This is a genomic window from Bradyrhizobium sp. 138 (assembly GCF_023074075.1).
GTDB lineage: Bacteria > Pseudomonadota > Alphaproteobacteria > Rhizobiales > Xanthobacteraceae > Bradyrhizobium.
Map to the genome: position 1 here is coordinate 329,538 of NZ_JADPKT010000063.1, position 14,144 is coordinate 343,681.

Below are 14,144 nucleotides of genomic sequence, written 5' to 3' on the forward strand. Positions count from 1 at the left end.
TTCGCGCAACAATCGGCGCGTAACAGGGATCGCCATGCTTCGCATCGTCCTTTTCCTCGTCCTGATCGCGCTGGCGGCGGCCGGCTCGGCCTGGGTTGCCGATCAGCCCGGCGAAGTCGTCATGACCTGGGGCCGCTGGCGGGCCTCGCCGACCATTCCAGTGTTCGTGCTCCTTCTCGGCGTCTTTGCCGTCGCGATCGTCCTGCTCTGGAGCATCCTGACCGCGACATGGCGTTTGCCGGGCCGCATGCGCCGCCGCCGCCACGACAAGCGCCACGTCCGGGGCCGCCACGCCATCACCCACGGCCTGCTCGCGATCGGTCATGGCGACACCGCGCTCGCCCGCCGACACGCCGAAGCGGCGCGGCGGCATGCACCGAATGATCCGCTCGCGCTGCTGCTGCATGCGCAGTCGGCGCAGCTCGAAGGCAATCGCGACGAGGCGCAGCGCGCCTTCCGCGCCATGGCCGAACGCGAGGATACGCGCCTGCTCGGCCTGCGCGGCCTGTTCATCGAGGCGCAGCGCGCCGACGATGCGGTCGGCGCCGTGATGATCGCGGAGGAAGCGGTCAAGCTGTCGCCGTCCTCGACCTGGGCCTCGCACGCGGTGCTCGGCTTCCGCTGCGCGCGCGGCGACTGGAGCGGCGCGCTCGCGATCCTCGATTCGAATCTGTCCGCGGGCCTGATCGACAAGCCGGCCTATCGCCGCCAGCGCGGCGTGCTGCTCACGGCGCGCGCGCTCGAACTGCAAGCCATGGACCGCGACGTCGCGCGCGAGAGCGTGATGGAAGCGGTCAAGCTCGCGCCGACCCTGGTGCCGGCCGCGGTGCTTGCCGCAAAATTCGAGAGCGAGGCGCACCAGGTGCGCCGCGCCATGAAGCTGGTCGAGGCTGCCTGGCTCGCCAATCCGCATCCCGATCTCGCCGACGCCTATGCGCATGTGAAGCTCGGCGATACCGCGTGGCATCGCTTGCAGCGGGTCGAGACGCTTGCGGCTAAGACGCCTGCCGACAAGGCCGGCCATATCGAGGGTCAGATCGCAATTGCGCGCGCCGCGATCGATGCCGCCGAGTTCGCTCGCGCGCGCGAGGTGCTCGCACCGTACGTCAGCGATCCGACCCAGCGCGTCGCGCTGCTGATGGCCGAAATCGAGCGCACCGAACACGGCGACGGCGGCCGCGCCCGCGCCTGGACCTTGCGCGCAGTGCGCGCCCGTCACGATCCGGCCTGGACTGCGGACGGTTATGTCAGCGACCGTTGGCGCCCCGTCTCTCCGGTCACCGGCCGGCTCGATGCGTTCCAGTGGCAGACACCAGTCGCAAGCCTGCCTTCGGACAGGGGCGCCACGATCGAAGCCTCGGCCTTCGAGGAAGCCATGCTGGCGGCCCCGCCGCCGAAGCGGGTGACGGCGACGGCCAGCGAAAGCCCGGCGGAACCGCCCGCGGCAGCGCCAGCCCCCGTTCCGGCCGCTCAGGACAATTCGCCTCCGATTGCCAAAGAAGAGCCGGCCGTTGTGACCGCCGAATCGGTCCAACCGGCTCCCGAATCCGCCGAATCATCACCTCCAGCGGCAACACCGGTGTTCCGGACCCGCGCCGATCTCGGCAAACCTGCAGCAGCGCCGATTCCTGCGGTCATCCCGATCGTCCGGGCGCCCGACGATCCCGGGATCGATGACGAGGGCCCGAGCGATGAATTTACGGAACAAATCGGCACACCGAAGGCCCAGGCCGGGGGCTGGCGCGGATTCTGGTCCCGCTGGGGCGCGTGAGCCGCATTTCGAACCCGGCTTGTCCTTGCCAATTCGGGCCATGCCCGATATCAGGAGCGCGCGTATCGGGGCCGGCGTCGCCTTGGCCCCGGCAGGGTTGCCGCAATAGCTCAGTTGGTAGAGCACGTCATTCGTAATGACGGGGTCGGGGGTTCGAATCCCTCTTGCGGCACCAGCGCCCCTATTCGTCCCGTCCTCACAAGCCTGCGCTCTGCTCACCGAAGCCGGCTCGCGCGCGTTGCGCTCCGGCCTTATGGCACTACGATGCACTGCCGATGAAATGCGCGCAGCGGGGCAAGGGGTGGGTACGGAGACGAGGGCCAGGACGGATTGGAGCGCATGGCTGCGGATGTCCGGCCTCGTTAGCCTCGCCGCAGGCATCACCGCCATCGTCGCGTCGAGGTCGCTCGAAGCCTCACAGCTGCACGGGCGGTTGTCCGTTCCTCCGCTTTATGACGACGTCTCCTATTTTCTCGACGCCATCAAGTGGATGAATGCTGCGGAACACCACAGCATCGCTGCCAGTGTCTGGAATCTGCTTCGCGACCACGCGCCGTTTTCGACGATAGTGGCGATCACAGGGCTTGCGCTGTTTCCCGGCAGCTTCATCGGGCCCTATCTCGTCCACGCCGTGGTCGTCTTTGCATTTCTGCTCGGGATCGTCTGGCTGGCGTGGCGGCGGCCTGTGCTCGAGATCGCGGTGTGCCTGATTGCGGTCTCTTGCGTGCCGGTGCTGTGGCACACGGTGACCGAGGCGCGACCAGATCTGCCCTCGGGTCTTTTCATTGGCCTTGCTGCCGGCGCGATCGTATCCCGCGGCGTGCTCGATCGCGGCGCACGCGCTCTGGCCGGTCTCGGCATTGCCTGCGCCCTGACTGTCAGCATCAAGCCGACCGCGTTCTTTGCCACGCTCGCTTTGCTCGGCAGCTCATTTGCGATCCGGCTGTTCGTCGATTGCTTGGAGGCGGGCGGCTTGCGGACCTCGATCCGCCAGGCGCTCGGTGCGCTGCTGTGGTTCGTCCTGCCGCTGATTGCGGCAACGGCCCTCTTGATCGGGCCTGCGCTGGTCGAGACCGTCACCTACATCCTCCACGTCTTTGTCGGTCAGCGCGACCTCTGGACGACAGGCGAAAGTTTCTCGGCCGGTTTGCTGCGCTTCTCAATCGGCGGAGAAGGTCAATTCGGTCTGCATTATTGGCTCGCCATCGGCACAGGCCTGATGCTGCTGCGTCTGGTGCTCGCGGCTATTCACGGACGCGCCGCGCTGCGTGACGCGGTCGTTCTGCTCGCGGCCGTGCTGATCGCCTATGCAATTCCCTCCGTCGCGGCGATCAAGACCTACTATTTCGGCGCGATGTTCTATGGCCTGTTCATCGTCGCGATGGTTCTCAATGGGTGCGCCAGTCTGGCGCTCATCGAAGAGCTGCTCGTCCGCTTCGGTCTGCGCAACGACATCCGCCGCTACTTACTAGCGGCCGGCCGGGTGCTGGCGCTCGCATTTGTTCTCCAGCTCTTTCTCAGGCACGTCGCCATCGGTCAAATCAGCACTGCGACGCCGCTGAGCGCACAGCAGCAGGAGAGCATCCGCCTTGCGACCGGGCGGCTCTGGTCACTGCTGCGCGAGATCAAGCCGGAAACGCCCGGCCCGCTCTATGTCGGCTTCTCGAGCCCTTATCCGGTGACGTCCGCGACGATCCAGCTATACGCTGCGCAAGCGAAGATGAATCTCGTCATACGCAACGAGCTCTATCATCGGAGCGCGCGGGAAACGGGCGACGCGTTGTTGCGGTCGGAGATCCTCGTCGTCTCGAGCTCGATCCAGCACACGCTGGTTGGGCCTCGCGTCGGCGATGAGCTCATCGCCCGCATGGACACGGAGAAGGGCGTCTGTCTGCTCGACAGCATGAGTTTTCCGGACGTGAGCTTGCGGGTCTATCGGCGCGGGTGTTGACCGCAGCCGGCCGGTTCGACATTGCGCGGCCGCTTGTGTGAGGCCGGTCACTTAACCTCAGGCATGTCCTCCGTAAGGTCCCGGTCACGCCAACTCGGGGAGATTTCACATGCGCAAGATCGTTCTGGTTGCCGCCATGGTCCTGGCTTCTGCATCTGCCCAGGCAGACGGCTCCCGCAGCCTTTCACTGTCCGCGGCAGGCGCTCAGACCTCCGCTCCGCTGACCACGCCGACCATCACGGCGCAGGTGAGCGAAACTGCGCCAGCCACCGAGGCGCCGAAATATTCCGATCGTCCGCCGGCGGTGTCGCTCTCTGCGCCAGCCACCGCGGCCGCTCCGGCGGTGACCACGCCCGCTCCGACACCGGTCACGACGGTCAACGCCCCCACCAAGAAAGCCACAAGGGCGGACAAGCCGAAGCCCAATCGGAGCTGGACCGAGCACCGCATCATCAGCGAGCTGCACCGCCACGGCATCTATTGGTAGGAGCCGGCTCGCCCGAAAAAGCAAATGGCCGGGCAAGAGCCCGGCCATGCGCATTCTTGAAGCGGTGATCCGGCTTACTGCGACACCGTCTGCACCACGCTTCCGATCGGACGCGTGGTCGTGCTCGCGGTCGGCACCTTCATGTCCTTCATCAGCGCCTCGTCATATTCCGGCAGCGACTGCAGCGTCGTCTTGGCCTTCATCTGCACGACCTTGTAGCCGCCAGCCTTGAGGCGCGTGAGCAGCGTCGGCAGCGCTATGCCGGTATTCTTCTGAAAGTCGTGCATCAGGATGATACCCTTGCCGAGCTTGTCCAGCCGCGTCATCACCGTCTCGATGATCTTCTCCGGCGTGGCGCCCTTCCGGAAGTCGAAGGAGTCGATTTCGGTCGAGAACATCGCGACGTTGCGGGTGCCGAAATAGCTCACGATTGCCGGATTATGCTGGAGCTGCGGAAAGCGGAAGAACGGCGCCGGATTGGCGCCGAGCGCGAATTTCACCGCGCTGATGCCCTTCTCGACCTCGTCCTTGGCCATCTGCTCCGTCATCTTCTTGCCGTTCAGATTGACGTGCGACCAGGTATGCGTGCCGACCGTGTGGCCCTGGGCCAGCACCTGGCGCAGGATTTCCGGATGATAGGTCGCGTGCTTGCCGACCGAGAAGAACAAGCCCTTGGTGCATTCATCCGCGAGCGCCTTCAGCACGTTCGGCGTGTTCACGGGCCAGGGACCGTCGTCGAAGGTCAGCACGACCTCCTTGTCGGTGAGGAAGTCGAATTGCTTGAAATGATCGAAGCCGAAGCCCGGACCGCCGGTGGTGTCGATCTCGACCACGCGGGAGACGCCGAGCGCATTCGGATTGGCGCAGGCCTGCTTCGGCGGCACCGGCATGGCCGGGGCGGGCGTGGGAGCTTGTGCCTGGGCAACGGCTGCTGGCTTGGCCGCGATCGTCGCGGTGGTCTGGACGTCATCCTTGGCGGCGAACTTCGCCGGTGCCGGCAATTGATCGGCGGCACGGGCGGCAACTGTCTTGGGGGCGCCCTGATCGGCGCGCGAAGAATAATAAAACCAACCGCCGGCGGCGATCACGACCGCCGCAACTACACTGGCCAGCATCAGGCCCAACGCATTACGCATCGCTACTCTTTCCAATTACGCAACCAAACCTGCGGAATTTCCCGCGCGACGAGCCATTAATGCGAAGTAACAGTTAACGTGACACCAACACGACGGCGGTTGTGGAGGAATTTCAGGGATCTGCGCCAAAGTGACCGAGGTCACAATCGGGGCGCGGCCCGTGACCATCATCACAGTGGAAACTGTTTTGCTGGAGCATCGTAGTTCCCATCAACAACGGGCGCCGTTGCGACGGCGCCAATGGGAGCTTCAAATGACCAAATCCTTTTCTGCCACTATCCGCGACACCAGCCTGGCCCTTGGTTTTGCCGCCATCGTCTCGATCGTCGCGACGACCTCGAGCTTCGCCTTCACGGCCGAGGCGCAGCAGATGTGCACCGGCGATGCCTTCCGCCTGTGCTCGTCGGAAATCCCCAACATCCCGAAGATCACGGCGTGCATGATCAAGCATCGTTCGGATCTGAGCGCCGGCTGCCGCGCGGTGATGGACAAGGATCTGGCCAAGGGCGCGTCGCGCAAGGTCGCTGACGCCCAGAGCAGTCAATAAGAGCGCGCGCAACAACGATCGTCGCGCCGGTCAGCTCCCTTCGCGATGTGCTCCGGCCTCGAGCCGGGGCCACGCGGCGGCACTTCTGCCGCTCGGCAATAAAGCCGTTGCAGCTCCGGGATCGTCGCACTAGCTTCCCCCGCTCATCATTCCGGGTAAGAGGCATTACGCGATGACCAGATTCCTTTTCATCATTCCTTTGTTCCTGTGTGCCTCGGTCGCACAAGCGCAGCAGCCCGGCCACGACGCCTGCGCGCGCGATGTCAGCCGCTTCTGCCGCGCCGTGATGAACAATGGCGACGGTGCCGTGCTGGCGTGTCTGAAGCAGAATCGCACGCGGCTGAGCAAAGGCTGCGACAAGGTGCTGACCGAGCACGGGCAGTAGGGATTTACGGTCCAAACCTACGTGCTGCTTCCCGCCGCGGTCGCGACCACCGGCAGCACCTCTTCGTTGGCGCGGTCCGGCGTCTCCTCCTTCCAGCGTACCGAGCCGAACGGGCGCTCCAGCATGCGGCGGATCCGCACCGGCTCGGGGCCGATGTGGAAAGCCATCGCCTCCTGGTGCAGCGCGCGTTCGGACTGGGTCGATCGGTTGCGCTGGCGTAAGTAGTCGAACCAGGTCGGACAGTGATAGCGCTCGGTCCACAATTCGGGATCGGCGATGTCGCGGGCGATCGACCAGCCATAGGCGCCGTTGCGTTGCCGTGAGAGCTGCACGTCCTGCATCACATTGTGGAACGCGCGCGCGTTCTCCTGCGCGACGCGATATTCGATCTCGACCACCAGCGGGCCGCTGCGCCCCGTCAGGGACAGCTTCACCTCGGGATCGGCCAGCACGTCGGCATCCTCGTTGCGGGCGCCGACGCGCGGCATCGTCAGCCAGAGTCCCAATAGCGGCGAGATCAGCATCAGGCCGGCCGCGGTCAGCAGCGCGATTTCGACACCGGCATAGTCGGTGAGGTGGCCCCAGCCCCAGGCTCCGATGGCGATGCCGCCGGAAATCGAAGCCTGGAACGCCGCGAGCGAGCGGCCGGCAACCCAGCGCGGCGCCGAGAGCTGCACGCCGATATTGAACAGCGCAATCGCAGCCATCCACACCGCGCCGGCCAGCACCAGCGCGGCTGCGGTCAGCACCGGCTCCGTGCTGAGGGCAAGCGCGGCCATCGCAAATGCCATCGAGATGGTGCAGGCGCGGATCGCGGCCTCGCCGCTCATGCGCTTGCGCATTTCGTGAATGTTGAGCGCGCCGATCACGGCGCCCATGCCGAAGGCGCCGAGCATGATGCCGTAGGTCTGCGCGCCGCCATGCAACAGGTCGCGGGCGACCAGCGGCATCAGCGCCATGATGGCGCCGCCGATCAGTCCCATCACCAGCGTGCGCAACAGCACGATCTTGATCGGCGGCGAATTGGTGATGTAGCGGAAGCCCGAGACCATGGCGCGGTTGAGTTTTTCCCGCGGCAGGCGGGAGGGTTCGGTGCTGCGGCGCCAGAGCAGCAGCACCACCAGCAGCGGCAGATAGAGGATCGCGTTGCAGGCGAACGCGGCCACCGCACCGAGCGCGGCGACGATGACGCCGCCGACCGCGGGGCCGAAGCTGCGTGCGATGTTGTAGCTGATGCCGTTCAACGCGACGGCTGAAGGCAGTGCTTCAGGCGGTACCTGCTCGCTCACCGAGGACTGCCAGGCCGGGCCGAACAGCGCGTTGCCGCTGCCCACCACGAAGCAGAACGCGAGCAGGGTCTCGGGGGTGATGAGATTGAAGCCGGCCAGCACCGTGAGCGCAGTCGCGCCGGTGAGGGCAATCATCAGCGAGACCAGGGTGACGATGCGGCGATCATACATGTCGGCGATGGCGCCGGCCGGCATCGAGATCAGCATGATCGGCAGCATCAGGGCGGTCTGCACCAGCGCCACCTTGTCCGCCGAGGCCGCCATCTGTGTCATCGCCCAGGCCGCGCCGACGCCCTGGATCAGCAGGCCGAGATTGGAGAGCAGGCTGGCGAGCCAGATGCGTCGGAACACGGTGTACCGCAGCGGCGCGGTGATGCCGTCGGCGGCCACTTTCTGGCGGTTCGGCTGCTCGGTCATATCCCCTTCCATATGGGCTGGCAGAGTGGTCTTGCGCTGGTCTTTGGGCGATTCCGGCAAGTTCAGTGATGCCTGCGAAAGTCCTTCGCTGTCCAGTGATTAGGCCGCTATAAGCGGTGCAAAGTGGCGGTTGCCGGGGAGGAACAAATGAAGCTGTCGCGACGGACGATCCTGCTGGGAGCGGGCAGCTTGCCTTTCGCAATTGCGAGCTTGCGGGTGGGCGCGCTGGCCCAGACTGCACCTGCCGCGGCGCCGGACGCTGAGGCGCCGCCGATCCTGTTCGTTCATGGCAATGGCGATTACGATGCGCTCTGGATGACCACGATGTGGCGGATGGAATCCAACGGCATCGCACGCGATCGCATGGCGGCAATCAATTTCACCGATCCGCTGGCGCGCGGCGACGACAAGGTCGAGCAGGCCAGCCGTTCCTCGACCGAGGATCAGCGCCGCGAGCTCACTGCCGCCATCGCCGAATTGAAGCGCCGGACCGGCGCACCTCGTGTGGCGCTGGTCGGCAGCTCGCGCGGCGGCAATGCGATCCGCAACGTCATCAAGAATGGCGGTGCCGCCGATGTCAGCCACGCCGTGCTGTGCGGCACGCCCAATCACGGCGTGTTCGCGACCGACGACCAGCCCAACAACGAGTTCAACGGCCGCGGCACGTTCCTGCGTGGCCTCAACGAAGGCGAGAGCGAGGTGACGCCGGGCGTTGCCTTCCTCACATTGCGCAGCGACGGCATGGACAAATACGCCCAGGCCGACGGCCGCTTCATCGGCAAACCCGGCACGCCGACCGGCGTCACCAATGAAGGGCCGGAGCTGAAGGGCGCCACCAATCTCGTGCTCGGCGCGCTCGACCATCGCGAGGTGGCGTTCCACCCGCGCGCCTTCCGGGAGATCTACAAATTCATCGCGGGCCGCGAGCCCGCGCGCATCGCGATTGTTCCCGAGGCAAACGTCAAGTTGAGCGGCCTGGTGTCGGGCACGCCGGGCGGCGTATCGACCAACCGTCCCGTCGCGGGTGCAACGGTCGATATCTTTCGCGTGGATCCTGATACCGGTGAGCGCAACGAGGGAGCAATTTACAGCGCGCAGACTGGCGCCGACGGCCGCTGGGGCCCTGCGCAGGTCGACCCGACCTGGTCGCTCGAATTCGTGCTGACATCGCCGGGCGCGCCGATCACACACATCTATCGCTCGCCGTTCCCGCGCTCGTCCGACGTCGTCCATTTGCGCGCCGCACGGCCGCTCGGGCCGGCCGACAAGGACGCCGGCGCGGTCGTGATCATGTCGCGGCCGCGCGGCTATTTCGGCCTGCCGCGGGACGTGGTGTTGCTGGACGGCAAGGAGCCGGCCGACGTCAAGCCGGGCGTGCCGACGGATGCGACGGCAACATTGCGGCTTGCGGCCGGCGACGTCGGACGTAACATCGTGGCTCAATTCGGCGAAGAACGGATTGTAGCCCGGGCCTGGCCCGCTTCCGAGAACAGGATTGCGATTGCCGAGCTGACTTATTAGCTGATTGCCTGCATCACTTCTGTTGGGAGAGAGCCATGAACATCGCCAGCGTGCGTCGGCCCATCATCCCTCCGGCTCCTCCGCGTGCGCCCGACGACATGTCATTTTTCGGTCGTCTCGCGGTGATCCGCCAGAACATGATCGCAACCTGGGGTCAGCGCGCCTATGAGGAAGACGTCGTTCAGGGGCGCTTCTTCTTCCGCAACAGCTTCATCCTGAACCAGCCGGACGCGATCCGGCATGTCCTGCTGACCAATTACGAGAACTATTCGCGCACGCCGGCGGGAATCCGCATGCTGCGCCCCGTGCTCGGCGACGGCCTTCTGATCGCGGAAGGTCACTCCTGGACCTTTCAGCGCCGCACTCTCGCGCCGGCCTTCACGCCGCGCGCCACCGCGAACCTCGTTCCGCACATGACGGCGGTGCTCGATGAGACCATCGCGAAGCTGGATGCGCGCGCGGGCGAAGACATCGATCTGCGCGAAGTCATGCAGCGCATGACGCTGGAGATAGCCGGGCGCACGATGTTCTCGTTCGGCATGGACCAGCATGGCGCGACGCTGCGCAATTTCATCATGGAATATGCCGCGAGGCTGGGACGGCCGTACTTCCTCGACATGGTGCTGCCGGTGTCGTGGCCGAGCCCGATGGATTTTGCCCGGGCGCGCTTTCGCAAGCGCTGGACCGAGTTCGTTGCCATGCTGATCGCCGAACGGCGCGCGGCCGGCAAGAAGGACGGCGCGCCGCCGCGCGACCTGTTCGATCTGATGGACCAGGCGCGCGATCCTGAAACCGGCAAATGTTTTTCCGACGAGCAGCTCGTCGACGAGGTCGCGACCATGATCCTCGCCGGACACGAGACCACGGCGACGGCGCTGTTCTGGGCGCTCTATCTGCTCGCGCTCGACACGGAGACGCAGGAGGAGGTCGCCTCCGAGACGCGCGGCGAGCATCTCGACAGCATCGCCGACATCGACCGGCAGAAATTCACCCGTGCGGTGATCGAGGAGACGATGCGGCTCTATCCGCCCGCCTTCCTTGTCGCGCGCGCCGCCCGCGAGAAGGACAATGCGGCCGGAATCGAGATCGGCAAGGGCGACATCATCATGATCGCGCCCTGGCTGCTGCACCGGCACGAGAAGCTGTGGGATCAGCCGAATGCGTTCATTCCAAAACGCTTCATGTCGAACGAGGCGCCCGACCGCTTTGCCTATTTGCCGTTCGGCGCAGGTCCGCGCGTCTGCATCGGCGCGCCGTTCGCGCAAGCCGAATCCGTGCTGGCGCTGGCCCGGTTGATCGGCGCGTTCCGTGTCGAGCTCGCCGATCAGGCGAATCCCGTGATCCCGCTCGGTGTCGTCACGACCCAGCCCGACCACTCACCCATGTTCCGCATCACGCGTCGGTGACAGGCGATTTGCCTGGCCGATGGCGCGATTCAACTCACAGAGACCCGCCATGAGCGATATCCAGGCCCAGTTTTCCGTTCTGAAGCAGACCGCCGACGAGAAAGTGGTCGATGCCATTGCACGTCTCATCGAAGACGGCGAGGATCACGAGCTCAATCGCGTCAACGTCCTGGATTTTTCCAGGCAGCATGGCCTCGATGAAGAGCACGCGATTTCGGCTTTCCTGCATGCGGCGCGGCTCGGGCTGTTCGACCTCGGCTGGAACGTGCTCTGTCCGGGCTGCGGCGGCGTGCTGGGCGCGCACTCGACGCTGAAGGCACTCAAGCCGGATGACTATCATTGCGCGCTCTGCGCCTGTGGCTACAAGGCGTCGGTCGACGATCAGGTCGAGGTCTCCTTCACCGTGAATCCGCGGGTCCGGCGCATCGCGGCGCATGATCCCGATACGCTTCCGGTATGGGAATATTTCAAGCAAATGTTCTGGAGCTCCGGCGTCGATTTCAACAAGGAATCCTTTGCGACACTGGCGAACGAGGTGACGCTGGACACGATGGAGCTGCCGGCCGGTGAGAAGGCGACCATGTCGCTGCAACTGCCTGGCGACTTCGTCATCATCTTCGAGCCGGTGACGCACGCGGCCCATTTCATCGACGTTCAGGGCGAGCCGACCAAGGACCGCCAGCAGCTCGCCATCATGTACAACAAGGTGCAGGCCCCGACCGGCACCACGACCATGCGGCCGGGTCCGCTGCGGCTGTCGCTGGAGAACCAGGCCGGCGTGCGCGTGCTGCCTTCGGTGTTCATCGCGGCCGAGGCGCTTCACCGTCTCATCGGCAAGCGCAAGCCGTTCCTGACCGCCAAGCGGATGCTGTCGAACCAGACCTTTCGCGACGTCTTCAAGGCGGACAATCTCAGCCTCGACCAGCGGCTCCAGATCACCTCGCTGACTTTCCTGTTCACCGATCTGAAGGGCTCGACCGCGCTCTACGAGCGTGTCGGCGATCTCGCCGCCTTCGATCTCGTGCGTGCGCATTTCCATGCGCTGCTCGAGATCATCTCCTCCGAGAAGGGCGCCGTGGTGAAGACGATCGGCGATGCCGTGATGGCGACCTTCGTCCGTCCCGAGTATGCCATCGTCGCGGGCCTGCGGATGCGCGCCGCCATGGACGAGCTCAACAAGCAGCGTGGCACCGACGATCTCATCGTCAAGATCGGCATTCATGAAGGCCCGTGTCTCGCGGTGATGCTGAACGAGCGGCAGGATTATTTCGGCCAGACCGTTAACATCGCCGCCCGCGTGCAGAGTCTGTCGACCGCGCAGGAGATTCACATCACCGGCCCGGTGCTCGATGCGCCCGCGGTTGCCGAGGTGCTGGAGCAGCGCGCGATCAAGCCGATCCAGAAACAGGCGGCGCTGCGCGGCATCGCCGATAAGATGGTGGTGTATGAGATCCCGTGAGCTGCGGATCGTCATTCCGGGTTCGCGCTTTGCGCGCTCCGGAATGACAGCGAACAGATTGCCGAAACGTAATCCGGCGCGCGGAACTGACGCACGTTGCGCTGGTTGAGTTTCCTCCTCATATAATGCTGGTAAGCGCCGCGCTCCCCGCGGCGCATCGATTTCGGTAGGACCTTATGCTCGACGGCCTGCGCCAATTCATCACCGACATTGTCGCCCCCAATGACCAGAACCGCACGTTCGGCGACAGCGATTACCGGTTGGCCGCGACCGCGCTGCTGGTGCACGTGATCTCGCTGGATGGCCAGCCGACCGTGACCGAACAGCGCAAGTTGCACGGCCTGATCGAAAGCCACTTTGGGCTCGATCATGGCACTGCGGATCGTCTGATCGCGGACGCCACCCAGGTCGAGGGCGAGGCAGTGGATCTCTATCACTTCACCAGCGTCATCATGCGCTCGCTCGACGAAGAGGGGCGCAAGCGCATCGTCCGGATGATGTGGGAGCTGGTCTATGCCGATGGACAGGTCAGCGAGTTCGAGGACAACGTCGTCTGGCGTGCCTCCGACCTGCTCGGCATTGCCCAGCGCGACCGAATCGAGTTGAAGCACGCTATTGCGGACCGTGCCGGCCAGCTGAAGGACAGCGCCGTCGGTGGCTGATCCCGTGCCACCTGCGCAGGTAGCCGGTTGTGCGGATCACATGACGAAACTTTAATGTAGCTGCCGGCCGCCTCGCCTTCGGATTCATCCGCGAATCCGCGGTTTTCTTGCCCTCTCTGATCTCCGCTCAAGCAGCCATGCTGCCAGCGCCGCTTGCCTGTCGCGCACGGCCTATGCTCTGGTTCCACCATTGCGGGGCCAAAATCTTCATTTCATGAGACTTGGATCAAGAGACTTGGATCGTGACTGAGCGGGTAACGTTGATCACCGGTGCCTCGGCGGGCATAGGCACGGAGCTGGCGCGCGTATTTGCAGCCAACGGACATCGCCTGGCATTGACGGCGCGGCGCGCCGATCGACTTGAGGCGCTCGCGAACGAGCTCGCTGCCAAGGGTGGCAAGAAGCCGATCGTGATCGCTTGCGATCTCGAGAACGTGGACGCCGGCGAGACGATCGCAGCAGCGCTCGCCGCCGAAGGCGTCGAGCTCGATCACCTCGTCAACAATGCCGGCTTCGGCGTGTTCGGCGATGCCATCGAGCGCGATCGCAACGAGCAGATCGGGATTGTCGATGTCAACGTGCGGGCTCTGACGGATCTGTCGCTGCGCTTTGCCGATCAGCTCATCAGGAACAAGGGTGGTCTTCTCAATGTCGGTTCGGTCGCGGGATTCCTGCCCGGCCCCGGCATGGCCGTCTATTATGCCTCCAAGGCCTACGTGATTTCCCTCACCGAAGCACTGCGGGCGGAGCTCGCGCCGCGCGGGGTTCGCGTCACCGTGCTGTGCCCGGGTCCCGTGCCCACCGAATTCCAGGCGCGTGCCGGCGTCGGCTCCGGACACGATACGGCCCTTCTCAATGTTTCTGCCGACGATGTTGCCCGGGAGGCCTATCGTGGTCTGATGGCCAATAAACGGGCAGTGCTGCCCGGTCTCGGCATCAAGATTGTCCCGTTTGCGCTGCGCTTTTTCCCGCGGGGCTTCATCCTGGCCGCCACCAGTCGGTTTCAGAGGCAGAGGCGCTGAGAGCGTTAGGTGTCCGTATTGGCCCGGAGCTTGCTTCGGTTTCGATGTGTGCGCGAACTCACACGATGTTAACTATCGCTTAGCTATACTA

General features: G+C 64.9%; 12 protein-coding genes and 1 tRNA gene. 11 read left to right on the forward strand and 2 right to left on the reverse strand.

The genetic code is table 11. The features are described 5' to 3' along the window. Positions 1-34 precede the first annotated feature (34 nt). From IVA79_RS21745 to IVA79_RS21760, 4 genes are all read left to right on the forward strand, one after another. Positions 35-1,771: a heme biosynthesis HemY N-terminal domain-containing protein gene (locus tag IVA79_RS21745; RefSeq protein ID WP_247556441.1), complete on the forward strand. Its 1,737-nt coding sequence runs from the start codon at positions 35-37 to the stop codon at positions 1,769-1,771. 99 nt (positions 1,772-1,870) lie between these two features. Then, positions 1,871-1,946 (forward strand) — tRNA-Thr (locus tag IVA79_RS21750). A 174-nt stretch (positions 1,947-2,120) separates the two neighbouring features. After that, entirely contained in the window at positions 2,121-3,722 is a 1,602-nt protein-coding gene (locus IVA79_RS21755; protein WP_247556443.1) for a hypothetical protein, read from the forward strand. Between the two features lie 109 nt (positions 3,723-3,831). Continuing rightward, positions 3,832-4,209: a hypothetical protein gene (locus tag IVA79_RS21760; protein WP_247556445.1), complete on the forward strand. Its 378-nt coding sequence runs from the start codon at positions 3,832-3,834 to the stop codon at positions 4,207-4,209. Between the two features lie 74 nt (positions 4,210-4,283). Here IVA79_RS21760 and IVA79_RS21765 read toward each other — a convergent pair whose 3' ends face one another. Beyond that, the gene (locus tag IVA79_RS21765; protein ID WP_247556446.1) at positions 4,284-5,345 is read right to left on the reverse strand and encodes a polysaccharide deacetylase family protein; all 1,062 of its coding nucleotides are present in this window, start codon (positions 5,343-5,345) and stop codon (positions 4,284-4,286) included. Between the two features lie 253 nt (positions 5,346-5,598). On the opposite strand from IVA79_RS21765, the gene IVA79_RS21770 reads away from it, so the two are divergent. Both IVA79_RS21770 and IVA79_RS21775 read left to right on the forward strand, forming a co-directional pair. Beyond that, complete coding sequence (locus tag IVA79_RS21770) at positions 5,599-5,892, forward strand: hypothetical protein (protein WP_247556572.1); 294 nt, start codon at positions 5,599-5,601, stop codon at positions 5,890-5,892. 172 nt (positions 5,893-6,064) lie between these two features. Then, on the forward strand, positions 6,065-6,277 hold the full coding sequence (locus IVA79_RS21775) for a cysteine rich repeat-containing protein (protein WP_247556449.1): 213 nt from the start codon (positions 6,065-6,067) through the stop codon (positions 6,275-6,277). A 17-nt stretch (positions 6,278-6,294) separates the two neighbouring features. Here IVA79_RS21775 and IVA79_RS21780 read toward each other — a convergent pair whose 3' ends face one another. After that, complete coding sequence (locus IVA79_RS21780; RefSeq protein WP_247556452.1) at positions 6,295-7,983, reverse strand: MFS transporter; 1,689 nt, start codon at positions 7,981-7,983, stop codon at positions 6,295-6,297. A gap of 147 nt (positions 7,984-8,130) precedes the next feature. Here IVA79_RS21780 and IVA79_RS21785 point away from each other — a divergent pair, with 147 nt between their 5' ends. From IVA79_RS21785 to IVA79_RS21805, 5 genes are all read left to right on the forward strand, one after another. Then, on the forward strand, positions 8,131-9,504 hold the full coding sequence (locus tag IVA79_RS21785; RefSeq protein ID WP_247556454.1) for a hydrolase: 1,374 nt from the start codon (positions 8,131-8,133) through the stop codon (positions 9,502-9,504). Between the two features lie 35 nt (positions 9,505-9,539). Beyond that, positions 9,540-10,910, forward strand: a complete 1,371-nt coding sequence (locus tag IVA79_RS21790) for a cytochrome P450 (RefSeq protein WP_247556455.1) — start codon at positions 9,540-9,542, stop codon at positions 10,908-10,910. A gap of 49 nt (positions 10,911-10,959) precedes the next feature. Further along, on the forward strand, positions 10,960-12,369 hold the full coding sequence (locus tag IVA79_RS21795; RefSeq protein WP_247556457.1) for an adenylate/guanylate cyclase domain-containing protein: 1,410 nt from the start codon (positions 10,960-10,962) through the stop codon (positions 12,367-12,369). Positions 12,370-12,545: 176 nt separating this feature from the next. Beyond that, positions 12,546-13,031 carry a TerB family tellurite resistance protein gene (locus IVA79_RS21800; protein ID WP_247556459.1) on the forward strand — a complete coding sequence of 162 codons (486 nt, stop codon included), beginning with the start codon at positions 12,546-12,548 and terminating at the stop codon, positions 13,029-13,031. A 242-nt stretch (positions 13,032-13,273) separates the two neighbouring features. Continuing rightward, the gene (locus IVA79_RS21805; RefSeq protein ID WP_247556461.1) at positions 13,274-14,053 is read left to right on the forward strand and encodes an SDR family oxidoreductase; all 780 of its coding nucleotides are present in this window, start codon (positions 13,274-13,276) and stop codon (positions 14,051-14,053) included. The last annotated feature ends 91 nt before the right edge of the window (positions 14,054-14,144 follow it).